This is a genomic window from Pontivivens marinum (assembly GCF_900231835.1).
Taxonomy (GTDB): domain Bacteria; phylum Pseudomonadota; class Alphaproteobacteria; order Rhodobacterales; family Rhodobacteraceae; genus Pontivivens; species Pontivivens marinum.
On record NZ_OCTN01000004.1, the window covers coordinates 163,803 to 188,969 of the forward strand.

The 25,167-nt window shown below is 59.2% G+C and carries 31 protein-coding genes; 14 read left to right on the forward strand and 17 right to left on the reverse strand.

Annotated features, from left to right (window positions below; translation table 11 throughout):
- The first annotated feature begins 111 nt into the window (after positions 1-111).
- A complete protein-coding gene (locus CR254_RS11430) occupies positions 112-675 on the forward strand; it encodes a biotin transporter BioY (protein WP_245851594.1) in 564 nt (187 codons plus the stop codon).
- Between the two features lie 53 nt (positions 676-728).
- Here CR254_RS11430 and CR254_RS11435 read toward each other — a convergent pair whose 3' ends face one another.
- The 10 genes from CR254_RS11435 to CR254_RS11480 form a co-directional block, all read right to left on the reverse strand.
- On the reverse strand, positions 729-1,145 hold the full coding sequence (locus CR254_RS11435) for a DUF1284 domain-containing protein (protein ID WP_097930070.1): 417 nt from the start codon (positions 1,143-1,145) through the stop codon (positions 729-731).
- Positions 1,138-2,613, reverse strand: coding sequence for an amidophosphoribosyltransferase (gene purF / locus CR254_RS11440; RefSeq protein ID WP_097930320.1), 1,476 nt, complete (start codon positions 2,611-2,613; stop codon positions 1,138-1,140). Before purF ends, CR254_RS11435 begins: the two co-directional genes overlap by 8 nt.
- Before the next feature lie 161 nt (positions 2,614-2,774).
- Positions 2,775-3,332 (reverse strand): CvpA family protein, encoded by a 558-nt coding sequence (locus CR254_RS11445; protein WP_097930071.1) that lies wholly within the window; start codon positions 3,330-3,332, stop codon positions 2,775-2,777.
- A gap of 31 nt (positions 3,333-3,363) precedes the next feature.
- Positions 3,364-4,731: a DNA repair protein RadA gene (gene radA / locus CR254_RS11450; RefSeq protein WP_097930073.1), complete on the reverse strand. Its 1,368-nt coding sequence runs from the start codon at positions 4,729-4,731 to the stop codon at positions 3,364-3,366.
- 44 nt (positions 4,732-4,775) lie between these two features.
- The gene (locus tag CR254_RS11455) at positions 4,776-5,084 is read right to left on the reverse strand and encodes a hypothetical protein (protein WP_097930075.1); all 309 of its coding nucleotides are present in this window, start codon (positions 5,082-5,084) and stop codon (positions 4,776-4,778) included.
- Positions 5,071-5,520, reverse strand: a complete 450-nt coding sequence (locus CR254_RS11460) for a paraquat-inducible protein A (RefSeq protein WP_245851595.1) — start codon at positions 5,518-5,520, stop codon at positions 5,071-5,073. Before CR254_RS11460 ends, CR254_RS11455 begins: the two co-directional genes overlap by 14 nt.
- Positions 5,521-5,522: 2 nt before the next feature.
- Positions 5,523-6,275 (reverse strand): ABC transporter ATP-binding protein, encoded by a 753-nt coding sequence (locus CR254_RS11465; protein ID WP_097930077.1) that lies wholly within the window; start codon positions 6,273-6,275, stop codon positions 5,523-5,525.
- Positions 6,272-7,066 carry an MlaE family ABC transporter permease gene (locus tag CR254_RS11470; RefSeq protein WP_097930079.1) on the reverse strand — a complete coding sequence of 265 codons (795 nt, stop codon included), beginning with the start codon at positions 7,064-7,066 and terminating at the stop codon, positions 6,272-6,274. The genes CR254_RS11465 and CR254_RS11470 overlap by 4 nt, the downstream gene beginning before the upstream one ends.
- Before the next feature lie 60 nt (positions 7,067-7,126).
- Positions 7,127-8,143, reverse strand: a complete 1,017-nt coding sequence (alr, locus tag CR254_RS11475; protein ID WP_097930080.1) for an alanine racemase — start codon at positions 8,141-8,143, stop codon at positions 7,127-7,129.
- A 21-nt stretch (positions 8,144-8,164) separates the two neighbouring features.
- Positions 8,165-9,649: a replicative DNA helicase gene (locus CR254_RS11480; protein ID WP_097930083.1), complete on the reverse strand. Its 1,485-nt coding sequence runs from the start codon at positions 9,647-9,649 to the stop codon at positions 8,165-8,167.
- Positions 9,650-10,044: 395 nt separating this feature from the next.
- Between CR254_RS11480 and CR254_RS17920 the strand changes: the two genes are divergently transcribed.
- A complete protein-coding gene (locus tag CR254_RS17920; RefSeq protein WP_145996741.1) occupies positions 10,045-10,836 on the forward strand; it encodes an ATP-binding protein in 792 nt (263 codons plus the stop codon).
- A 57-nt stretch (positions 10,837-10,893) separates the two neighbouring features.
- Here CR254_RS17920 and rplI read toward each other — a convergent pair whose 3' ends face one another.
- Genes rplI through rpsF form a run of 3 tightly spaced genes read right to left on the reverse strand, consistent with a single transcriptional unit; the run spans position 10,894 to position 12,177 of the window.
- Positions 10,894-11,523 (reverse strand): 50S ribosomal protein L9, encoded by a 630-nt coding sequence (gene rplI, locus CR254_RS11485; protein WP_097930085.1) that lies wholly within the window; start codon positions 11,521-11,523, stop codon positions 10,894-10,896.
- Between the two features lie 10 nt (positions 11,524-11,533).
- Entirely contained in the window at positions 11,534-11,761 is a 228-nt protein-coding gene (gene rpsR, locus CR254_RS11490) for a 30S ribosomal protein S18 (RefSeq protein WP_097930086.1), read from the reverse strand.
- Positions 11,762-11,778: 17 nt separating this feature from the next.
- Entirely contained in the window at positions 11,779-12,177 is a 399-nt protein-coding gene (gene rpsF / locus CR254_RS11495; RefSeq protein ID WP_097930088.1) for a 30S ribosomal protein S6, read from the reverse strand.
- Between the two features lie 216 nt (positions 12,178-12,393).
- On the opposite strand from rpsF, the gene CR254_RS11500 reads away from it, so the two are divergent.
- On the forward strand, positions 12,394-12,723 hold the full coding sequence (locus CR254_RS11500; RefSeq protein ID WP_097930090.1) for a DMT family transporter: 330 nt from the start codon (positions 12,394-12,396) through the stop codon (positions 12,721-12,723).
- Here the strand turns inward: CR254_RS11500 and CR254_RS11505 are convergent.
- Entirely contained in the window at positions 12,720-13,586 is an 867-nt protein-coding gene (locus tag CR254_RS11505; RefSeq protein WP_097930092.1) for a DMT family transporter, read from the reverse strand. The genes CR254_RS11500 and CR254_RS11505 overlap by 4 nt on opposite strands.
- 210 nt (positions 13,587-13,796) lie before the next feature.
- On the opposite strand from CR254_RS11505, the gene phnC reads away from it, so the two are divergent.
- The 6 genes from phnC (at position 13,797) to CR254_RS11535 (ending at position 19,029) form a co-directional block, all read left to right on the forward strand.
- Positions 13,797-14,603 (forward strand): phosphonate ABC transporter ATP-binding protein, encoded by an 807-nt coding sequence (gene phnC, locus CR254_RS11510; RefSeq protein WP_097930094.1) that lies wholly within the window; start codon positions 13,797-13,799, stop codon positions 14,601-14,603.
- 28 nt (positions 14,604-14,631) lie between these two features.
- Entirely contained in the window at positions 14,632-15,537 is a 906-nt protein-coding gene (phnD, locus tag CR254_RS11515; RefSeq protein WP_281252998.1) for a phosphonate ABC transporter substrate-binding protein, read from the forward strand.
- A 66-nt stretch (positions 15,538-15,603) separates the two neighbouring features.
- Positions 15,604-16,488, forward strand: a complete 885-nt coding sequence (gene phnE, locus CR254_RS11520) for a phosphonate ABC transporter, permease protein PhnE (protein WP_097930095.1) — start codon at positions 15,604-15,606, stop codon at positions 16,486-16,488.
- Entirely contained in the window at positions 16,485-17,774 is a 1,290-nt protein-coding gene (gene phnE / locus CR254_RS11525) for a phosphonate ABC transporter, permease protein PhnE (protein ID WP_097930097.1), read from the forward strand. The genes phnE (CR254_RS11520) and phnE (CR254_RS11525) overlap by 4 nt, the downstream gene beginning before the upstream one ends.
- Complete coding sequence (locus CR254_RS11530; protein WP_097930099.1) at positions 17,771-18,415, forward strand: SDR family NAD(P)-dependent oxidoreductase; 645 nt, start codon at positions 17,771-17,773, stop codon at positions 18,413-18,415. The genes phnE (CR254_RS11525) and CR254_RS11530 overlap by 4 nt, the downstream gene beginning before the upstream one ends.
- A complete protein-coding gene (locus tag CR254_RS11535; protein ID WP_097930101.1) occupies positions 18,415-19,029 on the forward strand; it encodes an LbetaH domain-containing protein in 615 nt (204 codons plus the stop codon). The genes CR254_RS11530 and CR254_RS11535 overlap by 1 nt, the downstream gene beginning before the upstream one ends.
- Before the next feature lie 45 nt (positions 19,030-19,074).
- Here CR254_RS11535 and CR254_RS11540 read toward each other — a convergent pair whose 3' ends face one another.
- A complete protein-coding gene (locus CR254_RS11540; RefSeq protein ID WP_097930103.1) occupies positions 19,075-20,247 on the reverse strand; it encodes an alpha-D-ribose 1-methylphosphonate 5-triphosphate diphosphatase in 1,173 nt (390 codons plus the stop codon).
- Positions 20,248-20,293: 46 nt separating this feature from the next.
- A complete protein-coding gene (phnF, locus tag CR254_RS11545) occupies positions 20,294-21,019 on the reverse strand; it encodes a phosphonate metabolism transcriptional regulator PhnF (protein WP_097930105.1) in 726 nt (241 codons plus the stop codon).
- A 98-nt stretch (positions 21,020-21,117) separates the two neighbouring features.
- Between phnF and phnG the strand changes: the two genes are divergently transcribed.
- From phnG to CR254_RS11560, 3 genes are read left to right on the forward strand one after another with little or no spacing between them, the layout of a single operon-like run.
- On the forward strand, positions 21,118-21,567 hold the full coding sequence (phnG, locus tag CR254_RS11550) for a phosphonate C-P lyase system protein PhnG (protein WP_097930107.1): 450 nt from the start codon (positions 21,118-21,120) through the stop codon (positions 21,565-21,567).
- Complete coding sequence (phnH, locus tag CR254_RS11555) at positions 21,567-22,127, forward strand: phosphonate C-P lyase system protein PhnH (RefSeq protein WP_097930108.1); 561 nt, start codon at positions 21,567-21,569, stop codon at positions 22,125-22,127. Before phnG ends, phnH begins: the two co-directional genes overlap by 1 nt.
- Positions 22,127-23,209 (forward strand): carbon-phosphorus lyase complex subunit, encoded by a 1,083-nt coding sequence (locus CR254_RS11560; RefSeq protein ID WP_097930109.1) that lies wholly within the window; start codon positions 22,127-22,129, stop codon positions 23,207-23,209. Before phnH ends, CR254_RS11560 begins: the two co-directional genes overlap by 1 nt.
- A gap of 9 nt (positions 23,210-23,218) precedes the next feature.
- Here the strand turns inward: CR254_RS11560 and CR254_RS11565 are convergent, their stop codons facing one another.
- Positions 23,219-23,401 (reverse strand): hypothetical protein, encoded by a 183-nt coding sequence (locus CR254_RS11565; RefSeq protein WP_097930110.1) that lies wholly within the window; start codon positions 23,399-23,401, stop codon positions 23,219-23,221.
- A 114-nt stretch (positions 23,402-23,515) separates the two neighbouring features.
- On the opposite strand from CR254_RS11565, the gene CR254_RS11570 reads away from it, so the two are divergent.
- Together CR254_RS11570 and phnK are read left to right on the forward strand one after the other, a co-directional pair.
- A complete protein-coding gene (locus CR254_RS11570; RefSeq protein ID WP_097930112.1) occupies positions 23,516-24,385 on the forward strand; it encodes an alpha-D-ribose 1-methylphosphonate 5-phosphate C-P-lyase PhnJ in 870 nt (289 codons plus the stop codon).
- Complete coding sequence (phnK, locus tag CR254_RS11575; protein WP_097930114.1) at positions 24,382-25,167, forward strand: phosphonate C-P lyase system protein PhnK; 786 nt, start codon at positions 24,382-24,384, stop codon at positions 25,165-25,167. The genes CR254_RS11570 and phnK overlap by 4 nt, the downstream gene beginning before the upstream one ends.

The following is a 25,167-nucleotide window of genomic DNA, read 5'->3' on the forward strand; positions in this document are numbered from 1 at the left end:
CCCTGCTTTTGCCCCGCATCGCGCAGCGGTGCAAGACGTCGTGCGCGTTGACATCGCGCCGCAACATCGGCAGACCTAATGACAGAAAAAACACAGCCGAGGAAAACCGTTATGAACCGTCAAACCCCAATGGCTACAGCGATCTGGCAGTCGCCATCCCTGTTGCGTGATGCCGCACTGATCGTCGGTGGCTCCATGGTTATCGCAATGGCCGCGCAAATTGCCGTGCCGATGTTCCCAGTTCCGATGACACTGCAAACGCTGGCTATTCTGTTTATTGGCCTCAGCCTTGGCGCATGGCGCGGTGCTGCTGCGGTTGCTCTGTACCTTGCAGAGGGCGCGATGGGCCTGCCGGTCTTCGCAAATGGCGCGAGCACAGCGGCCCTGTTCGGCCCAACCGCCGGCTTCTTGTACGGCTTCGTCGCGATGGCGTTTATCGCCGGTTTGGTGTCCGAGCGTGTAACCGGCCAGTCCTTGTTCGGCCTGATCGCTGCGGGCGTTGTTGCAAATGTGGCGCTGTATGTTCCCGGCATCCTTTATCTGGACGCTGTGACCGGTCTTGACCTTGGCGGCGCACTGTCCGCTGGCATGACACCGTTCCTGATTGGTGATGCGGTGAAGCTGGTGATCGCAGCGCTAATCGTGACTGGCGGCTTCAAGCTCGCTCGTCGCTAATCCGACCCTAAGTTAAACGAAACGCCGCTCCATCCGGGGCGGCGTTTTACGTTTTAGCCTTCGTCCGTGGAATGCAATCGTTCCACCGCGTTCAGGCACATGCCCTGATCTAGCCACGCACAGCCTGCGCAGATATTGCGCAAAGTGTCAGTGGTGATCTTTTCACGCATACGTTGTTGCGCCTGTGTCCAGCTCAACCGCTCACCGATTTGCAGGCCCAGTGCATCAGCGTGACGCCGGTCCAACGCCATGATCCGCGTTTGGTTCAGACATGAGGTATCGCGGCGTTTGGGGCACGGGGCGCAGATATCGTCGGTCTGCTCAACAACCTCGATCATCGTGTCGGGTGCGTCGCGCAGAGCCTCAACGATCGTGGCCATATTGGCCACGAAACGGTTGGAATAGCCCTTACCTTCAAAGCCTAACGCGCACAGAAAGTGGTGCGCGCGAAAGGCGACGGGATCAGGCATCCTGCTTTAGCTTAACGCGACCGGCCGCGATAACATCGGTCGGGCGCACAGGATAATCGCCGGAGAAGCACGCATCACAGAACTGAGGCTCCGCCGCGCGCTTCTTCTCACCACAGGCGCGGTACATACCGTCTAGCGAGACAAAGGCGAGGCTGTTCACGCCAAGGTGCTGACGCATTTGCTCAACGGTCATCTGCGCGGCCAACAAGTTCTCACGATCCGGCGTGTCGACACCGTAGAAACACGGCCATTGCGTGGGGGGCGATGCGATGCGGAAGTGAACCTCCGCCGCGCCAGCGTCGAGGATCATGTCCTTGATCTTCTGACTGGTGGTGCCACGCACGACCGAGTCATCGACCAGGATCACCCGCTTGCCCTTAATCAGCGCACGGTTGACGTTCAGCTTTAGTCGCACACCCATATTGCGGATTTCCGCAGTCGGCTCGATAAATGTTCGGCCCATATATTGGTTGCGGATGATGCCCATCGCGTAGGGAATGCCGCTTTCCTGTGAGAAGCCGATTGCCGCAGGCGTGCCGGAATCAGGGACAGGGCAGACCAGATCGGCCTCAACCGGATTTTCCTTGGCCAGTTCCACACCGATACGGCGGCGCGTCTCATAAACGCTGTGCCCGCCAATGACCGAGTCAGGGCGGGAGAAATAGACATATTCAAAGACGCAGAACTTTTTGGGCTTTGCCTCGAACGGGAAGCTCGATTCAATGCCGTCAGCGGTACAGATCACCATCTCACCCGGCTGGACCTCACGCACGAATTCGGCGCCGATAATGTCCAATGCGCAGGTTTCGGATGCCAAGCACCAGCCGCCATTCGTCAAACGGCCCAGCATCAGCGGGCGTACACCGCGTGCATCACGCACGCCGATCAGCTTGGTGCGGGTCATGGCGATAACGCTGAACGCACCCTCAACCCGCCGCAGCGCGTCCTTCATCCGCTCAGGGATCGAACGCTGGATCGAGCGCGCCATCAGGTGGATGATGCATTCCGTATCGCTGGAGGATTGGAAGATCGAGCCACGGTCGATCAGCTCGGCCCGCAATGCCTCAGCGTTGGTCAGGTTGCCGTTATGCGCAATCGCACAGCCGCCCATGGCGAATTCGGCAAAGAGGGGCTGCACATCGCGAATGGCCGCGCCCTTAGACCCCGCAGTGGAGTAGCGCACATGCCCGCAGGCGATCTGGCCCGGCAGTTGCTTCATCACATCAGCGGAGGTGAAATTATCGCGCACATAGCCAAACCGGCGAACCGAGGAAAACCCGACACCGGGTGCGAAGCTGACGATTCCGCCTGCTTCCTGACCGCGATGCTGTAATGCGTGCAAACCCAGTGCTACGAAATTCGCAGCGTCCGGCACACCTGTCGCGCCGAAAATACCGCATTCTTCCCGAGGTTTATCGTCCCCGCGTGCATCAAAGGGATGGGCTGGAAAATCGGGGATAGCGGACATCTTGATGTCTCCCACAAATGCTCTCGAGGATGGCTTCGCCGCCTTGTAGCCCTGTGTCATCAGCTTGTCACCATCTGAGTTTGCTGCACCGCACATCGGGTGTCGTGCAAAATCTCAAATGCAAGACACCCATATGCAGTGCGGATCACAGGCGACACGGATCAGCCGGAACAGCGGCCCATCAGGTGGTCATAGCTCTCAACAATCTGAGGCGGAATTTCGGTTGGCAGCAGGTCAGTTACCCGCAAACGCAAGGTTTCCAGCAGGTCGCGCGTCGCTGCATTCTCAACCATCGAAATCGTTGAATCGCTGACCGGTGTTTGGTCATAGATCACAAAGGCAATCGCAACCAGCAGCAGGCCACGCGCGATACCGAACAGTAGGCCCAGACCGCTATCAATCGGGCTGAGCGCGGAATTTTGCACCGAGCTGGAAATCAGCGGGCTAAACAGCGAAATAATGATCAGCGTGATGACAAAGACGATGCCCGCCGCCGCAATGATCGAAATCTGGCACGAGCCGCCGATAATGTCGGACACAACCGGTAGTTCCGAAATGATCGGCTCTACCTTTGGCGCCAGGAAAAACGCGGCGACTGCGGCCAGGACCCAACCTGCAATCGACAGAACCTCACGCACGAACCCGCGCGAATAGGCCAATAGGCCAGAGATAAGGACGATGCCCGCGACACCGGCGTCCACCAGAGTGAATTGATCCATGTGCCAGCGTCCTGTCTGTTATTCTTGCGTATCAGTCGAGTTGTCCGAATACGCTTTCCACAAAGCCTGTCAAATCGTCAAGAGTTTCTACCTCAATTGGGTCGCTTCCTGTGCGGCGCATGCCTGCGGGAACGATAGCACGGCTGAACCCCAGCTTTGCCGCCTCACGCAATCGCGCCTCGGGTTGCGGCACGGGGCGCAATGCACCTGATAGGCTGATTTCGCCGAACAATACGGTCTCGGGCGGCAGGGCGTGATCCTGTCGGGCGCTGATCAGCGCGGCCGCCACGGCCAAATCCGCTGCCGGTTCCCCGACCCGCAATCCGCCTGCGACGTTCAGGAACACATCCATTCCGCCAAATCCGATTCCCGCGCGGGCCTCCAACACGGCGAGGATCATTCCCAACCGTTGCGAATCCCAACCGACCACCGTGCGGCGCGGTGTGGCCAGTGGTGACGCCGCGACCAGCGCCTGAATTTCGCATAGCAGGGGGCGCGTCCCCTCAATCCCCGCGAAAACAACGGAGCCGCTAGACGGTTTTCCCCGTTCGCTCAGGAACAGGGCGGAGGGGTTGGAAACCTCGGACAGCCCCATTCCCGTCATCTCGAACACACCGATTTCATCGGCGGGGCCAAAGCGGTTCTTAACCGCGCGCAGGATACGGAACTGGTGGCCGCGCTCACCCTCGAAATACAGCACGGTATCGACCATATGTTCGACAACACGGGGGCCAGCGATCTGTCCGTCCTTGGTCACATGCCCGACGAGGATAACGCTGATCCCCTTACGCTTGGCAAAGGTGACAAGCTCATGCGCGGCGGCGCGGACCTGCGAAACCGATCCGGGGGCGCTGTCCACATGATCGGACCACATTGTCTGGATCGAGTCGATAATGGCCAGCCGTGGCTGCTCTGCCTCCAGCGTCGTCAAAATATCGCGCAGGTTGGTTTCCGCGGCCAGCATAACCGGCGCATCGGCTAGGCCAAGCCGTTTGGCCCGCATCCTGATCTGCGCTGCGGCTTCCTCGCCCGAAACATAGACGACCTTGGCCCCGTTGCGCGCATAGGCGGCAGCGGCCTGTAGCAGCAGCGTCGATTTACCAATGCCCGGATCACCACCGACCAAGGTGGCAGAGGCCGGCACCAGCCCGCCGCCCGTCACACGGTCCAGTTCCGCAATTCCCGACAGCTCGCGGGGCAGGGCGGCGTCCTCAACGCTCAGATCACTGAGGGGGACCGTGCGCCCGCGTGCCTTGCCTAACGCCTTGGGCGCGGCGGAGCCTGTGCCTGCATCCTCGACAATGGAATTCCACGCCGAGCACGCATCACAGCGGCCCGCCCATTTTTTATGGGTCGCGCCGCATTCGGAGCATACGAAGGATGTTGTCTGTTTTGCCATAAGAACGGCTTATCGCGTGTGGAACGAAACCGCAACATCGCAGGTTAGAACGGCGCGCCTGTAATCAGCAAAGCACCAAAAATAGCCTGTACCGCTGGCAGAAACCGCTCGCCCCAACGCTCACCCCAGATCAGGCTCAACGCGCAGAAAACCAAGCCGCCACCGGCAAACATCGCCAAGGGTGGCGAGATCAGCGAAACCGATGCCATGCCCAGCAAGGTAAACGCGACCGCGCCGACATATAGCCAACGCCGAATCCCCCGCGCAGAAATGACCCGCCACGCGGACCAGAACATCGCCCCGAACGTGCCAAAGCCGATCAGGATGCCGCCCATCAATTCAAAAATCGTCATGTTTTACCGTGCTCAGCCATAGGGATGTCAGGACGCAAATCGTAAACAGCCACAAACCCCAGAGCGGCGTAACACTTGCCCCTGCGATGCCCTTGGCCACCACGACATATAGCGCGATGAGGAAGATGTCAGCCATGGAGAGGCGTGCAATCCACGGCAATGCGCGCCCGAAACGTGGCGGCAGGCGGTGGGTGAAGCTCAGTTCCGTCGCGATAACCTTGCCATAGGGCATGATGATGGCCAGCAGCGCGACCAGCACCGCCAGTGCCTTATCCGACGACCACAATGCGCCCAACCCGCTGAGCATCGAAACCTGATCGCCGCCCAGAAACCACATCGCGCGCGCCTGCATTAACGGTGCCAGCCATGCGATGGGGTACAGGACCAGCAATGCCAGATTTATCCGGCGTGGCAGGGGCATGCCGGTCAGTTGCATGACTAGCGAACAGCCTCAATCGGGCCATCGGCGCTGCCGGTCACGAATTGCTCAACATAGGGATCACCGCAATGGTCCATCTCGGCCGCGGGGCCAGTCCAGCGGACCTTGCCGCCATGCAGCATCGCGACCTGATCGGCAATCGCACGAACCGAGGTCATGTCATGGGTGATCGTCATGCCGGTTGCGCCAATCTCCGCTGTGATCTCACGGATCAGATCATTGATAACGCCGGACATAATCGGGTCGAGGCCGGTGGTCGGCTCATCAAAGAAAATGATCTCGGGGTTGGCGGCAATCGCCCGCGCCAGTCCAACACGTTTCTGCATGCCGCCCGATAGTTCCGCCGGAAACTGGTCCGCAACCTCCGCCGTCAGGCCAACGCGGCGCAGCTTTTCCACCGCAACATCACGTGCATCGCTGCGGTTCAGCTTTCCCTTCCCCCGTAACAGGCGAAAGGCGACGTTTTCCCAAACGCTCAGCGAATCGAACAGCGCGCCGCCCTGAAACAGCATCCCGAACCGCGCAAGGAACGCATCCCGATCCCGCCCGATAGCCGCGCTGTCCAGCAGGATTTCGCCGGCATCAGGCCTTACCAAGCCCAGAATGCATTTCAGAAGCACCGATTTACCGGTGCCCGATCCGCCAATGATAACCGTGTTTTGTCCCGCAGGCGCGATCAGATCGACGCCGCGTAGAACATGTTTGGGGCCAAAGGATTTTTGCAGGCCGCTTAGGGTGATTTGCGTGCTCATGGCGTAAAGAACACCTCCGTCAGGATGTAGTTTGCCGCGAAGATCAGGACGGAGGCAGACACAACCGCATTGGTTGTCGCGCGCCCCACACCCTGCGCGCCGCGCTGCGAGTTATAGCCCTGATAACAGCCCATTAGCGCCAGAATGAAGCCAAAGACCGCGGCCTTGACCAAGCCGGAAACCACGTCCTGCACCGTCAGGAAATTCACAGTCGTCGTGATATAGGTCGCCGCGTTGAAATCCAGCCGACCCACGCCGACCATAAACCCGCCCATAACGCCGATAATATCGCCGATCAGCACCAGCAGGGGCAGCGCGATCACCGCCGCGATCAGCCGCGGCACAACCAGATATTTCATCGGATTGGTGCTGAGCGTACTGAGCGCGTCAATCTGTTCCGTCACACGCATCGTGCCGATTTCCGCCGCGATTGACGCCGAAACCCGCCCGGCAACCATCAGGCCGCCCAGAACGGGGCCAAGCTCACGTACCATGCCGATTGCAACGATAGAAGGGACAACCGCCTCGGCGTTAAAACGCGCGCCACCGGCAAAGATTTGCAGCGCCAGCGCACCGCCCGTAAACAGCGTGGTCAGGCCCACAACCGGCAAGGAAAACCAGCCGATCCGCAGCAATTGCCGCCCGATTTCAGCGGGATAAAACGGTGGCCGAACCATGTGACTGATGGCCGAGGCCGCAAACAGCACCAGCGCACCTGTCGCCGCGCATAGCCCCAGCACCGCAGCACCGATCCCCGCCAGAAAACTCTGCCCATATCTTAGCACGGCCATTTACGCCTCCTATCGCTTGATCGCAGACCTACCCTGCGAAGGGGCGCAGGCCAAGGGCTGTTAGCCCACGTAATGCCGCGCGTATCGTGTTCCAAGCGAGGTTAATATTTCATATCCAATGGTGCCCGCTGCGTCTGCCAAGGCATCAATCCCCTGATGCGGCCCCAAAATATCCAGCATTTGCGGCACATGCGGTAGGTCGGTTACATCCACGCCCATCAAATCCATGGAAACACGACCGGCCAGCGGGCAGGGCATATCACCGGCCCACAATGTCGCGCCACCGCTCAGGGCGCGGATCAATCCGTCAGCATAGCCCGACGAAACCGTTGCAATGCGCGATGGCCGCTGCGCAATCCAATGCGCGCCATAGCCGACGCTCTCACCCACTTGCACATCACGTACCTGAATGACGGGCAGCGATAGCGTGACCACCGGCTGCGCGGCGGCAAATGGCATGCCGCCATACATCCCGATCCCGGGCCGTGTTATGTCGAAATGGTAATCCGGCCCCAGCAATGTGCCGCCAGTAGCGGAGAGCGACCGCCGCCCCTGCGGTGCCATCTCCACAAACGCGGCCAGCTGCGCGGCGCTTTGTGGATGGGACGGTTCATCAGAACAGGACAAATGCGACATGATCAAACGCGGTGTGCCAAGGTCAGGCAGATGCGCCAGATCCTGCGCCTCCAAACCCAATCTGTTCATCCCGCTATCATATTGCAGGCCAAAGGGCTGGCCGCCCAGATAAGTTGCAAAATCAACGCATTGCTCGATGGAGTTAAGGCACGGAACCAGTGCGTAATCCCGAAACAGCGCCGCATCCTGCGCCTGCATCAGACCAGAAAAAACCGTGATCTCCGGCCCCGCACCCAGGGCCGTGCGCAGGGCAACGCCTTCCTCAACCTGCGCAACGAAGAACGAGGTTGCCCCCCCACGCGCCAAGGCCTGCGCAACGGGTGTCAGGCCCAACCCGTAGGCATCCGCCTTAACCACAGCACCCGTTTCGGGGGCCACAGATAGTGCACGCCAATTTGCACGAATTGCGTTCAGGTCAACTTCCAGTACAGCGCGCATCAGGCACCACTCCGCAGTAGGGTCTTAATATTCTTCGGGGCGTTCCTGCCAGCTTCGCGCAAGGTCGGAGAAGCGGGTATAGCGCCCCTCGAACGCCAGCGGGACGGAGCCAATAGGGCCGTGCCGCTGCTTGCCGATCACGACCTCAGCGATGCCGGAAACCTTCTCCATCTTTTCCTGCCAGCGGGCCGTTGCCTCCAGATCTGTCTCGGATGGCATCTCACGCTCGGTGTAATATTCCTCACGGTATACGAACATAACGGCGTCAGCATCCTGCTCGATCGAGCCGGATTCCCGCAAATCGCTGAGCTGAGGGCGCTTATCCTCGCGGTTTTCCACCTGACGTGACAGCTGCGATAGGGCGATAACCGGAATTTCCAGCTCCTTCGCGATGGCCTTTAGACCCTGCGTAATTTCCGAAACCTCGTTCACGCGGTTATCGGATTTGGAGTTCGTACCCTTGAGCAACTGTAGGTAGTCGATCACCAGCAGGTCGAGGCCGTGCTGTCGCTTCAACCGCCGCGCACGCGCCGCCACGGTCGAGATCTTCAGTGCGGGCGTATCGTCAATATAAAGCGGAATTCGCTCCAGTGTTTTCGACGCCTCAATAAAGCGGCGGAATTCGTCGGCGTCCAAGCTACCGTCACGGATTTTGTGGCTGTCCACCTCCGCCTGTTCGGCCAGAATACGCGAGGCCAGCTGATCCGCGCTCATCTCCAGTGAAAAGAACCCGACCACGCCGCCATCCACCGTGCCCTCGGTCCCGTCAGTGCGCAGACCCTTTTTATAGGCATGCGCCACGTTGAATGCGAGGTTCGTGGCCAGCGCCGTCTTACCCATCGAGGGACGACCGGCGAGGATCAAAAGGTCGGATTTGTGCAACCCGCCCAGCTTACTGTCCAGATCGCGCAGACCGGTGGACACGCCTGCCAGCTTGCCCTCACGCTGATAGGCGGAGTTGGCGACATTCACCGCCGTGGTCAGTGAGCGCAGGAAAGACTGGAACCCGCCCTCAACCCGACCCTGTTCGGCCAGTTGGTACAGCTTGGCCTCGGCCTCAACAATCTGGGCCTTGGGTTCATTATCCACGGTGATTGATTTCGCGGTGCCTGCGATTTCCTCACCAATCTCGATCAAAGCGCGGCGGATCGCCAGATCATAGATCATCTGAGCATAGTCACGCGCAGCAAAGATCGAGATAGCAGACCCTGCCAACCGCGCCAGATAGGCCGGTCCGCCCAGCTCCGCCAAGCCCGGATCCTCGGCCAAAAATGCCTTGAGCGTTACGGGCGAGGCGAGGGCGTTTTTCTGGATACGCTGCGCCGCCACCTCATAAATCCGCCGGTGGACGGGGTCGAAGAAGTGCACAGGCTCAATAATCGCCGCGACCTTGTCGTAGATCTCGTTATTGACGAGCAACGCACCCAACAGCGCCTGCTCCGCCTCGATATTATGCGGCAAAGGGGTCTGATCCGCCTTATCCACCGCCTGATAACCGCCATCCGCCATACTGCACCCACCTTACCAATTAGCCGACTATCGACCCCGACACACTAACACGCCCACGACAGGAAGGCAGAGATTGAGTTTAGGGGAGTCGCGTTGGGGACATTGTAGCGGATGCAATGTGGGAGCGGTAGCGGTCTTGCTTTTAGATCTGTAAATGTATTGGGTGTTAGAATATTAATCGTATTAGAGGTTTCCAGTGGAAGTAAACGTTCCTACTAAGATGAACGCAAAGTCGATATCAAGGCTATCGATGAATTTAAGCGCAAATAAGAGTGTCGATAATTTTAGCATAAATCTAGGTGTTAAGCAGCGTCGCTGGACGCCTCTTGCGATGATTTTCACTTCACTCATTGCTTTGGAATTTGGGGCAGCGCACTCCACGCCCTGACTGGCAAATGAAGAATACCGAATGTCATGGATACCTAGGAAGTATGGGCTTTTTTAATTCACTGGGTATGGATATTGGGCATGCTCACAGTCGAGCGGTTGAATCTGGAAACTTCATTCCCATAACTAAAATTAACAGGGTCGATTTCGAAGAGGAGGCAAGTGCATGGGGGCGTGCAGTTCCTGAACATGTAGAGGGCCGCGCCGACGCAATTGCACAGACTCTACTTCAAGAATTCGGCAGTAGTAACTTTATTACAGTTCAGTATGTAATTCGAGAAATTATCAGGAACGTTTTCGAACACAGTCAGTCGAGTGAGATGTGGTACTGCGCTCAAAATTGGCCTACGAAAAATCAAGTTAATGCAGTGATCTCCGATTTTGGAGTGGGGATAGCCGGAACTTTAAGGTCACGATCAGAATATTCTGAGTTAAGTGATACTGAGGCATTGGATAATGCTCTACTTAGCGGAGTTACGTCTGCTCCGATGAGGGATAATGGTGCTGATCGATACTTCAATACTGGGTATGGACTATATGCCGCTAAGCGTATTTGCGAAATGTCAGGCGTATTGTGCGTTTTTTCTGGCTCGGCGGCAGTGCGCATTGCTAGAGGTTCTTACAAGAAGTTTGAATGCAACATTCCAGGTACTATTGTATCCATCACATTGGAACCGAGCAAAATATCGAACTTGAGTGCATTCCTTGCCAGTATTGCAAGTGAGGGGCAGAGGTCCGCATCAATGACTGCGGGCGCCTATACTGGAGAAGCATCCAGCGCATCCCGAAACGTAAAATAGAAAAACCCCGCCCAGTTTTCGCTGGACGGGGCTGTAACTCAACCGTTTAGGACGGGATCAGACTTGTGGCTGATCGTCGTCTTCTGCGGGTGCGTCCTCGATTGGGGCATCTTCGTCGTCGAAGTCGTTTGCAGCGCCGCCAACATCGTCGAACAGCTCGGCGATGTCGAATTCAGCTTCGGCGTCTTCCTCGGCGCGGATGTCCGCGATGGATTTACCGGAAGCCTGAATTTCAGCTTCTTCTGCGGAACGAGCAACGTTGATCGTGATCGTTGCGGACACTTCGGGGTGCAGAACCACCTCCATGTCGTGCAGGCCCAGTTCCTTGATCGGCTGGTCGAGAACGATCTGACGACGCTCCACGGTGAAGCCGTTCTCGGTTGCCGCATCGGCTGCATCGCGCGTGGTGACGGAGCCGTACAGCCCGCCCGCGTCCGAAGCCGAACGGATGGTGACGAAGATCTGGCCGTCGAGTTTCGCTGCGAGCGCCTCGGCTTCCTTTTTCGTCTCCAGGTTGGTTGCTTCCAGCTGTGCTTTCTGTGCTTCGAAACGTGCCTTGTTTGCATCGTTTGCGCGCAGTGCTTTGCCCTGAGGCAGCAAGAAGTTGCGAGCGAATCCGGCTTTCACCGAAACCACTTCGCCCATTTGGCCCAGCTTGGCCACGCGCTCAAGAAGAATAACGTCCATGTTCAGACCCTCACTTCACGGCGTAGGGCAGAAGGGCGAGGAAACGTGCGCGCTTGATGGCTTTCGCCAGTTCGCGCTGCTTCTTTGCCGAAACTGCGGTGATACGGGAAGGAACGATTTTGCCGCGCTCAGAGATATAACGCTGAAGCAGTTTCACGTCCTTATAGTCGATCGCAGGAGCGCCCTCACCCGAAAACGGGCAGGATTTCCGACGGCGGAAGAATGGTTTACGTGCCATGTGTCAAATACTCCAGATCAATCGCGACGGGGGCGGTCGCCCCGGTCCGGACGGTCACCACGGTCACGACGGGGACCGCGCTCATCGCGCGAGTTCTTCGCCTGAACCACTGCGGAGGGGCCTTCCTCATGTGCGTCAACGCGCACGGTGAGGATACGCATAACGTCCTCGTGCAGACCCATCAGACGCTCCATTTCCTGCACAGCGGCAGAAGGCGCATCCGAACGCAGGTAGGCATAGTGGCCCTTGCGGTTCTTGTTGATCTTGTAGGCCATCGTCTTGAGGCCCCAGTATTCACTCTCGGAAACGGAACCACCATTGTCGGTCAGAACCTGGGAGAAGTGCTCGATAAGGCCTTCGGCCTGCGCAGTGGACAGATCCTGCCGCGCGATGAAGGTATGCTCGTACAGAGCCATGAATTCACCATTTGCTAGCGCGCTTCAAAATGTGCCGGAGATAGCCGGGCGGGCACATACGAGGGGCGTCGCGATTCATAAAAATGCACCGGATGGGGCGTTATACATAGGTGAGCCTGTGTGGCAAGGGGATTGCCCCTATTCTATGTTCAGGTCAGATTGCGCCACCGGTTCTGCCGGCGTGTATCTACTGATTTGCAGAGTGAGGGATTGTTTATGCCGTGGTTTTTTCTGGCGCTAGCCATCGCGGGTGAGATTGTGGGAACAACCGCCCTCAAAATGTCTGACGGATTTACGAAGCCTCTGCCGGGGATTGTTGCCGTTCTTGGCTACGGCGTTGCGTTCTATTTTCTGGCGATTGTCCTGCGCACGATTCCCATCGGCGTGACCTATGCGATCTGGTCCGGCGCAGGTGTGGCCGCGATGGCGGTGCTGGGCCTTGTCCTGTTCGGGCAAAAGCTGGACTTGGCCGGCATGATCGGTATCGGGCTGATCGTGGCAGGTGTGGTTGTGCTGAACACCCTATCGGGCAGCGGCGGGCATTAACGCTGAGCCAGCTTTGCCTCGCGCCAGATCACAAACAAACCGGCCGCCACGATGATGCCCGCGCCGAAATAGGTGGCGGCCATGGGCAATTCATCGAAAAACAGCCAGCCGGTAAAGCTGGCCCATATCAGCGCCGTGTAATCGAATGGCGCAACAATGGCGGCGGGGGCCATGCGGAACGCTTGGGTAATTAACGTGATCCCGAATGTTCCGCAGATCGCCATCGCCGCGAATAGGGTTAGGTCGGCAAGTGTCATAACTGGCCAGTCCAGCAGCAACGTCCACGAACTCAGCACCAGCGGCAGCAGCGTCAGGTAAAACATCACCGTGCGCAGGCTGTCGCCCTCGTGAATCCAGCGGGCCGCAATCATCACCAGCGCGTAGCAAAGCGCCGTGCCCAGTGCCAGCAGAGCGGCGGGTTGCAGAGTGTCCGCACCGGGTTGCACGATCACCAGCGCACCGCCAAATCCGACGACCAGCGCGCCCCACCGCAGGCGGCCGACTTTTTCGCCCAGCAATGGCACTGATAAAGCTGTCACAAATAGTGGGGCGGTCAGGGCCAGCGCGGTTGATCCGGCCAGTGGCAGAGTGCGCAGCGAAGTAAAAAACGTATAGGTCGCGCCCAAGGTCAGGATCGCACGCAGCAGGTGAATGCTAGGCCGCTTGGACCGCAATGCGCCCCAACCCTCGGCCCGCACAACGATTGCCATCACGAGGGGCAGGGCGATGCAGGACCGTACAAACATGATTTGCAGGGCCTCATAGCGGTCTACCAGCTCATTCGCGGCAGTATCGCTCATCACGAGGCCCAGAATACCTAGACACATAACGCCGATTGCCCGCCCGTTCTGCCCCTGTGTCATTGCGCTATCCCTGTTTCATCATCACCTACAGTCCCGTGTCATGTTCATGACTGTCGCGCAATCCGCGCGATTGTACCCGCATTCGTACCCCTTTTGGGGTCGTACGCTGTCACATCATTTACATAAGTCTGACACATAAGCTTCGCATCTTCGACATTTGACTGAAGCAATCGAGGGGCAATGTCCGCCGCAACCAAGGGACATTGTCGCATGCTCGAAATAACGAATCTTACCAAATCCTTCGGGTCAAACTTCGCGGTGCGAGATGTGACCTTACATGTGGACCGTCCCATGATGATCGGCATTATCGGCCGATCCGGTGCGGGCAAATCCACGCTGTTGCGGATGCTGAACCGCCTGACAGACGCATCCTCGGGCGAGGTGCTGTTTGAGGGGCGCGATGTGACCGGCCTGACCGGTGCTGCGCGCCGCACATGGCAGTCGCAATGCGCGATGATCTTTCAGCAGTTCAATCTGGTGCCACGGATGGACGTGGTGTCGAACGTGCTGCACGGCACGCTGAACCGCCGCTCGACGCTGGCCACTATGTTCAACCTGTTTCCTGAGGGCGACATCGTTCAGGCGATCAATATCCTCGACCGGTTGGGCATTGCGGAACATGCGCCGAAACGGGCCGAGGCCCTGTCCGGTGGTCAGCAACAGCGCGTCGCCATTGCGCGCGCCCTGATGCAGGACCCCAAGATTATTCTGGCGGACGAACCTATCGCCTCGCTCGACCCGATGAACGCACAGGTGGTTATGCAATCCCTGCGCGATATTCACGAGCAGGACGGCCGGACCGTTATTGCCAACCTTCATACCCTCGACACCGCACGCCGCTATTGCGACCGCGTTGTCGGGATGCGCGACGGGCGGGTCGTTTTTGACGGCACGCCACAACAGCTCACCGCAGGTGCTGCGCGCGATATCTACGGCGCGGATGACACGTTCTCCGAAGCCGCAACCTCGACACAGATCGAGACACTCGACGCGGGTTCGCCGCGCATACCAGCTTAAAAAACTCCCCTCACAGAAAGTATTCACCATGATCCGTTCCATCATGATCGCCGCTCTTGCGACGACCGCTCTGACTGCCCCGCTGCACGCACAGGAAATCACCGAATTCCGTATCGGTATCCTCGGCGGTGAGAACGCTCAGGATCGCATGAACTCCAACGAGTGTCTGCGCGCCTATACCGAGGAAGCACTGGGCGTTGAGACACGTCTGTTCGCTCCAGCCGACTATAACGGCGTGATTCAGGGCCTGCTGGGCGGTTCGCTCGACATGGCATGGCTGGGCGCATCTGCCTATGCAGCCGTTTACATGCAGGACCCGGAAGTTGTTGAGCCTATTCTGGTCAAGATCAACGTGGACGGTTCCTTCGGCTACCACTCCATCGGTTTTGCCCGCGCAGATAGCGGCATCACATCGCTGGACGATATGGAAGGCAAAGTGTTCGGCTTTGGCGATCCTAACTCCACATCCGGCTACTTGATCCCGTCCATCGAGATCCCGCAGGCAACTGGCCACACAATGGAAAGCGGCGACTATTTCGGCGAAGTTACCTTCGTTGGCGGTCACGAGCAGACCATCGTTGCTGTGAACAATGGCGACGTTGACGCAGGCGTGACCTGGGCTGACGGTCAGGGCAACTGGGAAGACGGCTATAACAGCGGCGCCCTGCGCAAGGCTGTTGATGCGGGCATCGTTGATATGAACGATCTGGTTGAAATCTGGCGCTCCAACCCGATCCCCGAGGGTCCGATTGTCCTGCGCAGCGATCTGCCACAGGACGTTAAGGACGCGATGACCGCGCTGATGGATGGCCTGCATGAAGCAGATGCCGATTGCGCCTATGGCGTTGCAGCGGGCGAGAGCCTCGGCTTCGATCCGATCACGCATGATGCATATCTGTCCATCATCGCGGCACGCGAAAGCGTCTCGAACTAATCCAGTGATGATCTAACGAGCGCCCCGGCAATTTGTCGGGGCGCTCTTTTTTAAGGCGGGACCACAATGGCAGACCTCACCGGCACACAGGGCGCGACGGATGAAATCCGTGCGCAGTACCTTGCCCACGCTCGCAGCAAACGGGTTATGAACCTGATCCTGATTTTGCTGTTCGTCGCCATGTTGGGCGCCGGTTTTGTAACTGCGGATGACCGCAACGCTGGCGGGTTCTTCGAGGGCCTTCCCAACATCCTTGATTTCCCCGCCGATGTGCTGTCCGAGGCATATGAACGCGGGCATCTGCTGCCGGGATATCTGGTCAAATATTTCCCATCGCTGATCGAGACTGTGAATATCGCGGCTGTGGCCACGCTGATCGGTGGCTTGATCGGCCTGATGGTCTCGCTGCTGGTGACACGGGGCCTTGCCCCTGTGCCGTTCCTGATCGGGCCACTACGCCGCGTTCTGGATATCCTGCGCGCCATTCCCGAAATCGTTGTTGCGCTGGTGCTGATCTATCTGCTGGGTGGCGGCCCGATTCCCGCAATGATCGCGATTGCGCTGCATACAGTCGGCGCGCTGGGCAAATTGTTTTCCGAGGTGAACGAGAACGCCTCCCTCAAACCGCTCGAAGGTCTGGAATCCGTTGGCGCCACATGGCCACAGCGGATGTGGCTGGGCGTTATTCCGCAGGTCGCGCCGAATTACCTCAGCTACGCATTGCTGCGGTTCGAGATCAACATCCGCGCCTCCGCCATCCTCGGCTTCGTCGGGGCCGGTGGCATTGGCTATGACCTGCGCAACACGATGACATGGGGGCAGGGCAAGTTCGACGAAGCAGCCGCGATTTTCCTGCTGTTGTTCCTGACCATCGTTGCTGTCGATCAACTGTCCAGCGTCGTGCGTAACCGCCTGACCCATGGCGCAAAACTTCAGGAAGTGCACCCATGACAACCCTTGCCATGCAAACCGTCAGCGGGTTCCGGCGTAAGCGCCTGACCGCATTGGCCCTACCGTTGCTGATCCTGTTGTACCTGACCTATGCCTTCTTCGCATTCGATGTGCCGGGGTTGACGGACCGGGTCAATGTAGGCAATGCCCGCACGCTGGTTGCAGATACCTATAGCTATAAAACCCACGTGACCCGCGACAACCGCAACGGCTCCGTCCAGATCGCGATCGAGGGTGAGCGTAAGGGCCGCTATCCTGAGGGCACATCCCCTGATTGGGTTGCGCTGGGCGCAGATACAGTGATTGATCTGGGAGAGGGCCACGTCGTGACCTTCGGCCAGAACGTGACCTATGACGTGCCGGGCTATGGCCTGATTGTGACCGATCCGGGCAATACCGGCGTGAACGCGGAGCTGCCCGACGGCCCCGTGCCCGAGTGGATTAACGCCTCAGGCAACCGTCTGACCGTGACCACCGATGCAGGGCGCCTGACCGTGACCCGCAACCGGTCCGAGGTGTTCCGCTACGCACCGGGTTGGGAGCTGTTCTTCTTTACCCTCGAAAGCCCCTATCACGATATGAGCTGGGGTCAGATCGCCTCACGCGCCTTTAGTGGCGAGGCTGGCGCGATCTGGAGCGACTTCTGGAATAATGCGATGTGGCGTCACGGTGATGTTGCATGGGCGCTGGTTGAAACGGTGCTGATGGCGTTCCTCGGCACATTTGGCGCGGCAATCATCGCGTTGCCACTGGCCTTCCTCGCGGCAAAGAACTTCACCCCGCTGGGTAGCCTCCGGTTCGCGGCGCGGCGTGTGTTCGACTTCCTGCGCGGTGTTGATGGCCTGATCTGGACCATTGTGCTCAGCCGTGCCTTCGGCCCTGGCCCGCTGACCGGTTCGATTGCGATCCTGCTGACGGATACGGGTTCGTTTGGTAAGATGTTCTCGGAAGCGCTGGAAAACGTGGACGAAAAGCAGATCGAGGGTGTTTCCTCGACCGGTGCGAAACCAATGCAGCGCTACCGCTTTGGCGTCATCCCGCAAATCACGCCTGTGCTGCTCAGCCAAGTCCTGTACTATCTGGAGAGTAACACGCGCTCTGCCACCATTATCGGTGCGATCACCGGCGGCGGTATCGGTTTGATGCTGACGCAGGCGATCATCACCCAGAAGGATTGGGAGGAAGTGTCCTATTACATCGTCCTGATCATCCTGTTGGTGATGGCGATGGACACGTTCTCTGGCTGGTTGCGGCGCAAGCTGATCAAGGGCGGAGGGGACGTATGACCCGAATTCTAATCACCGGTGCAAATCGTGGCATCGGGGCCGCGATGGCCGCCAATGCGGAGGCACGCGGCTGGCAGGTCATCCGCGCCACGCGCGCAGGGCAGGGCGGCGATGTCACGATGGATGTAACAGATATCGCTTCCATTCAGGCGGCCGCTGATGCGCTGGACGGCCCGATTGATATCCTGATCAACAATGCAGGGATCATCGGGCCAGAACGGCAAAGCACGCTGGACATGGATTTTGACGGCATGGCCAAAACCTTTGCCGTAAATGTCGCGGGTCCGTTGGCCGTATCGCAGGCGTTTCTGTCCCACCTGCGCGACAGTGACAGCCCGCGCATCCTGACGATCTCCAGCCAGATGTCCGGAATGGGCTATGCTAAATCCGACCGGATCGCCTATCGCGCGTCGAAATCCGCGGTGAACAAGGTGATGCAGGGGCTGGCCACCGATCTGGCGGACGTGGATATCCCCGTCGCGCTGATCGATCCGGGGTGGGTGCGCACCGATATGGGCGGCGATGAAGCGGACCTGAACGCCGATGATGTGGCGGCTGGTATCCTCGATCTGGCCGCACGGCTGACCCCAACAGAAACCGGCAAGTTCTTTATTTGGAACGGCGAGGAACGAGACTTTTAATGGCACGCCTGACAGCGGATGCGCCCTATGTGCATCCTGAATGCGAGATCATCGACACCACCTTTGGCCGCTATGTTGAGATTGGGCGGGCCACGCGCCTCGCCCATTCGCATATCGGGGATTATTCCTATTGCGACCGAATGGCCGATATTGCGAATGCGCAGATCGGGAAGTTCGCCAACATCGCGTCCTGCGTGCGGATCGGTGCGACGGATCACCCGATGGACAAGGCGAGCTTGCACCATTTCCATTACCGCTCGGCTGATTATTTCGATGATGCGACCCATGACGAGGATTGGTTCGCCCATCGCCGCACACGCCGCGCAGTGATCGGCCATGACACGTGGATCGGCCACGGCGCGCAAATCCGGCCCGAGGTCACACTAGGCAATGGTTGCGTCGTTGCCGGTGGGGCCATCGTGACCAAGGATGTCGCCCCCTACACCATCGTTGCGGGTTTGCCAGCGACACCGATGCGGATGCGTTATCCGCAGGAGGTGGCCGACCGGATGATCGCGCTGGCATGGTGGGATTGGGATCACGATCGCCTGCACGCCACGCTGGATGATTTCCGAACGCTGAGGGCCGAGGCGTTTCTAGAGAAATACGAATAGGGTAAGGGTCGGGGGCACAACGCCCCCGTCTTTCTATTCGGCTTTTTATTCAGCGGCGATGCTGAGCTGCGGCATACAGGACAAACGCCCCGCCAGATCACCGGCCAGATGCGACCAGCGACCGCCGGACAGGGTGCCCTCAATCGTGCGGGTTTCCATGTTCACAATCGCCAGATCGGCCCGCTGACCAGCTGCAATCCGACCACGATCCGACATCGACATAATGTCCGCAGGATTGGTTGAGATCATCTGCCACGCTTGGCCAAGAGGCATCGCCCCCCGATCCGCCAGCGCGAACGCCGCCAGCGGCATCGACGCATAGTGGTAATCCGATACCAATGCATCACATAGGCCAGCGCGTACCAGATCCTCCGCTGCGATATTGCCGGATTGCGACCCGCCACGGGCCACATTTGGCGCACCCATCAGGATCGGATCGCCCAGCTCCTTGGCCCGTTGCGCGGGTTCAACTGCGGTCGGGAATTCGCAGGTGCGTGCGCCCAGCGCGTGAAAGCGGTCACGAGCGTCGGCGGTTGCATCATCATGGCTGCCGGACCGCACGCCATGATCGTTGAATACCTGCATCAGGGCTTCGAGATAGGGCTGTACCTCGGCCTGACGCGATAGGCGTTCCTCGACCAGCTCCATATGCTGCGCCACGGTGCGCCCTGCGCGGGCGGCCCAGCCGATCAGCTCATCAGGGCGGTTGTCGCCCAGCCACTTTGCCTCCCACAGGTGATCGTTGAACACCACGTAATCGACGCCAAATCGGCGGATCGCGTGGGTCATCATCTCCAGCGTGTCGAATGTATATGTCTCGCACCGCAACTGAACCCGTAGATCGGTCAGGGCGTTTGGACGATAGCCCTCGAATGTCTCAAGGAAATTCAGCGCCGCCGCAGGGCCGCGTGATCCCCCCTCCCATGACCAGCTTTGCGCCATCCATGCCGTTGTAACACCGCAGGTCGCCGCATCCAGATCGGTGGAGGTCAGCGCGACCTGAGGCGAAAACGGAGCCGAGGGGCGCGGAGCCATGTGACGCTCAAACGCATCGCCGTGCAGATCGATGATGCCGGGCAGCAGCCAGTATCCGCTCAGGTCCAGATTGCGCCCGCCCGTATTGTGCAGCGTACCGTCCGCAACGGTAATCGCACCGTCGGTAAAGGTGCCATCGTGCAGGATTTGCGCGCCGGTCAGGCGTAGGTGGGGCAGTGTCATCGGGTAGCCTTTCTGATCTTTGCGACACATATGCCGCCAAGCTGTTTCAGCTATGTGACAGTTCGCCCTCGCCAATGGTTAATGTGATGCGATCCCCTGCGAACCAAGTATGTCCGTATTCAATCGGAATGCCGTCTGGATCCACGTTCAGGGCAACGGTGCGCAGGATTGGTGCACCCTCGGCAATGCGTAGATGCAATGCTTGGGTGGCCGTGGCCAGCTTTGCTGTCAGGCGGGTACTGGCGCGGGTGTAGTCAGGTATGCCCTCGGCGGCTAAAACCAGTGTGACAGATTGCTGTTCCTGCAACGCGGCGATCATTCCAGGTAGGCGGGCGGCGGGAAAGACGCTGCGAAACAGTGCAAGAGGTTGCCCATCGGACAGGGATAGCCCCTCATAAACATGCACTTGTGCTCCCTTTGGCAGGTCGAGATTTTCCGCTTCTCTTGGGTCGGCAATGCGTGTTTCCAAATGCAGGGCTTGCCTCGTAGGGGTGCGTCCGGCGGCGGCTAGATTTTGATGAAACCGCACACGCCGCCCGATGGGGTAATCGGTGGGGGTGGTGGTTACGAATACTCCGGCCCCGCGACGTGCATGCACTGTCCCCTCATCGCCCAACACCTTTAACGCATGGCGCACCGTGTGGCGGTTCACGCCAAAGCGGGCGGACAGGGATGCCTCCGTCGGCAGCTTGTCACCAGCCGTGTAATGCCCCGCCGCGATTTCATGGCGCAGGGTTTCAGCGATGGAGGTCCAGAGCGGTGTGCGTGCCATTGTTACGAAACCTTCACAGAAAGCGGGATTGCGGGAATCGCGGCTCGGTTCTAGTATTTGTCTAGTTGTATAGTAAACATCAAAAGGTGTCTAGATAGATGGATGGCTCCGATCCGAATGCAGCGCGCAAGGCGTGGATGAGCATGCTCGCCAAATCCCCTGCGACGCTATTGGCGCAATTGTGGGGGGCGTTCGTGCCGCCGCAGCACAGTGTTTTGCGCGCCCCTGAAATCGGCGGCGTCATGGTGCGCGGTCGGGCAGGGGCGGTTGGCGCGGCCTTTAATCTGGGTGAGATGACGGTGACCCGCGCCTCGATCAAGCTGTCCGACGGCACGGTTGGTCACGGTTATGTACAGGGTCGGGACAAGGCGCAGGCGCTGACCGCCGCCCTGATCGACGCGATGATGCAAACCGATGTGGCCCCCCGGGTGCAGGCGGAAATCCTGACGCCGCTGGGCAACGCAATGGACCAGATGAAATCCACCCGCGCGGCCAAGGCGGCAGCGACCAAGGTTGATTTCTTCACAATGGTACGGGGTGAGGATTGATGGATATGCATGCTCTTGAGGGCGGCTTTGCCAATGCGCCGATTGATGCGGCCCATGCCTTTCGCGCGGTGATGAATGTCACGGCCCGCCCCGGTGTGATCGAGGCTGTTCAGGGTGCCACGCCCCCCGCTCCGCTCTCCATCGCGGCGGGTGTGGTTGTGCTGACGCTGTGCGACCCCGAAACGCCGATTTTCCTGACGCCCCGCTATGACACGCCCGCGGTGCGCGACTGGATCGCATTCCACACCGGCGCGCCGATCTGCGCGCCTGCTGACGCCGCCTTTGCGCTGGGCGAATGGGATCAAATGCCGGTGGGGGAATTCCCGCTGGGCACATCGGAATATCCTGACCGCTCAACCACGCTGATTGTGGAACTGCCTGAGCTGAGCACAGATGGCGCGACGCTGCGCGGTCCGGGGATTGAGCACACGGCCACGCTGTCCCTGCCAGAGATCGAAACCTTCCAGTCCAATGCGCAGCATTTCCCGCGCGGTCTGGATTTTCTGTTCACCTGCGCTGACCGCCTAGCCGGTTTGCCGCGCACAACGAAGGTGTCCTGATGTATGTTGCCGTAAAGGGTGGCGAGCGCGCCATCGACAATGCCCATGCATGGCTGGCTGAGGAGCGGCGCGGCGATTCCGCCGTAGCCGAGCTGAGCGTACCACAAATCCGCGAACAACTGGCGCTGGCCGTAAACCGTGTGATGGCGGAGGGGTCGCTATATGATCCTGACCTCGCGGCCCTCGCCATCAAGCAGTCGCGCGGGGATTTGATCGAGGCGATCTTCCTGATCCGCGCCTATCGCACCACCTTGCCCCGATTGGGCGCCAGCCTACCGGTAGAGACGGAGCAGATGTCCTGCGACCGCCGTGTCTCTGCGACGTTCAAGGATGCACCGGGGGGGCAAATTCTAGGCCCGACCTTTGATTACACACACCGCCTGCTGGACTTTAAGCTGGCCGCGGATGGTGAGGTGCCACAGGCCGCCCAAACCACAGGGCGTGAGGAGCAGACACCCCATATCATGTCCTTCCTCGACCGTGAGGATTTGATACAGGTTGAAGGTGAGGGCGCTGACGTGCCCGACGATTTGACCCGCGCGCCGATGGAGCTACCCGCCAGCCGCGCCCTGCGATTGCAGGCGTTAACGCGAGGGGATGAGGGCTTTATCCTCGGCATGGCCTATTCCACGCAGCGCGGTCATGCACGCAACCACGCCTTTGTCGCGGAACTGCGCATCGGTGCGGTGCCTGTGGAAATGGACATCCCCGAACTGGGCTTCGCCATCGAGATCGGAGAGGTCACGCTGACCGAATGCGAAACGGTGAACCAGTTCAAGGGATCGAAAACAGAACCGCCGCAATTCACCCGTGGCTACGGCCTCGTCTTTGGTATGACAGAGCGTAAGGCGATTTCCATGGCGCTGGTCGATCGTGCGCTGCGCTGGGCGGAACTGGGCGAGGATAATGTCGGCGCCCCTGCGCAGGACGAGGAATTCGTGCTGTATCACTGCGACAATATTCAGGCGACCGGATTTCTGGAGCATATCAAACTGCCCCATTACGTCGATTTCCAGTCCGAGCTGGAGTTGATCCGGAAATTGCGGCGCGAGGCGACGGCTTTGCAGCAGGTGGCGGAATGACCCGTGTGCTTACCTACGCCGCGATGGTGCCTTGTTGTGGGCCTGCTGCTGGGCTGCTGCCTCGTCAAACAGACGCTGCGCGCGGGCCTCTGGTTTGTTCATCATCAGCAAAGTTAGCTCGGCACGGTTTTTCTGGACGATATACCCGACAAGGGCGATCAGGGCGAAAGCGGCCGCTACAAACTCAATCATTACTTTTTACTCCACACCATGCAGCGTGCATGAGCACTGCGTCTGGTTCGACATGGGGGGCGCTGTCTGTATCACTTCGCACGTTCCCCCGTTCTTTTCGGGAGGATACCTGCAATGTCTGACTACAATTTCGCATATCTGGATGAGCAGACAAAGCGGATGATCCGCCGCGCGATCCTGAAGGGATTGGCCATTCCTGGGTATCAGGTGCCCTTTGCTAGCCGTGAAATGCCTATGCCCTATGGGTGGGGAACGGGCGGCGTACAGGTTTCCGCCGCCGTTCTAACACCGGATGATACGTTCAAGGTGATCGATCAGGGCGCGGATGACACGACCAACGCGGTCAGCATTCGGCGCTTTTTCCAGAAAACCGCCGATGTTGCCGTGACCGAGGCAACCGCCGAGGCCAGCGTGATCCAGACCCGCCACCGTATCCCTGAGGAGCAAATGAATGCGGGCCAGATCCTCGTCTATCAGGTGCCGATTCCTGAGCCGCTGCGCTTCCTCGAACCATCCGAGGTTGAGACGCGCAAGATGCACGCGCTGGAGGAATACGGCCTGATGCATGTGAAGCTATACGAGGATATCAGCCAGCACGGCGCGATCGCCACCGCCTATGCCTATCCGGTGAAGGTTGAGGACCGCTATGTCATGGACCCCTCGCCAATTCCGAAATTCGACAACCCCAAACTGTCCATGCCGGCAATCCAGTTGTTCGGCGCTGGGCGCGAACAGCGCATCTACGCGCTGCCCCCGTTTACCAAGGTCGTCAGTCTGGATTTCGACGATTATCCGTTCGAGGCAACCAAAGCCGATCATGCGTGCGACCTGTGCGGCTCCACCGAAAGCTATCTGGACGAGCTGATCGTGGATGATGCGGGCGGCCGGATGTTTATGTGTTCGGACACCGATTATTGCACCAGCCGTCGCAAGGCTGGCCATATTGGCGCGCAGGGCGTGCCATACGAGGAGGACGCGGCATGACGCCCCTGTTGCAAGTTGAAAACATCGCGAAACTATACGGTGCACGCATTGGCTGCACCGACGTTTCCTTTGACCTGTACCCCGGTGAGGTGATGGGCATCGTAGGCGAGAGTGGATCGGGTAAATCCACGCTGCTCAACTGCCTTGCCGGTCATCTGGTGCCGGATCGTGGCGCGGTGAAGTTCGATACCCGCGCCGACGGCCAGCATGATGGCGGCCTGCGTGACACCGTCACGATGAGCGAGCCGGAGCGGCGGATGCTGTCGCGCACCGATTGGGCATTCGTGCATCAACATGCCCGCGACGGGCTGCGGATGAATGTCAGCGCTGGCGGCAATGTGGGTGAGCGTCTGATGGCCGTTAACGCACGGCATTACGGTGAGATTCGCGACACCGCCACCGATTGGCTTGGGCGGGTGGAGATTGCAGCGGACCGGATTGATGACCGGCCCACGGCCTTTTCCGGCGGCATGCAGCAGCGGCTGCAAATTGCGCGCAACCTCGTCACCGGCCCGCGTCTGGTGTTCATGGATGAGCCGACAGGCGGGTTGGATGTCAGCGTTCAGGCGCGCTTGCTGGATCTGTTGCGCGGCTTGGTGCGTGAAATGGGGTTGAGTGCGATTATCGTGACCCATGATTTGGCTGTGGTACGCTTGCTCGCCGATCGTTTGATGGTGATGAAGGATGGGCAGGTGGTTGAGACGGGTCTGACGGACCAAGTGCTCGACGATCCGCAACATGCCTATACGCAGCTTCTCGTTTCCTCTGTCTTGCAGGTATAA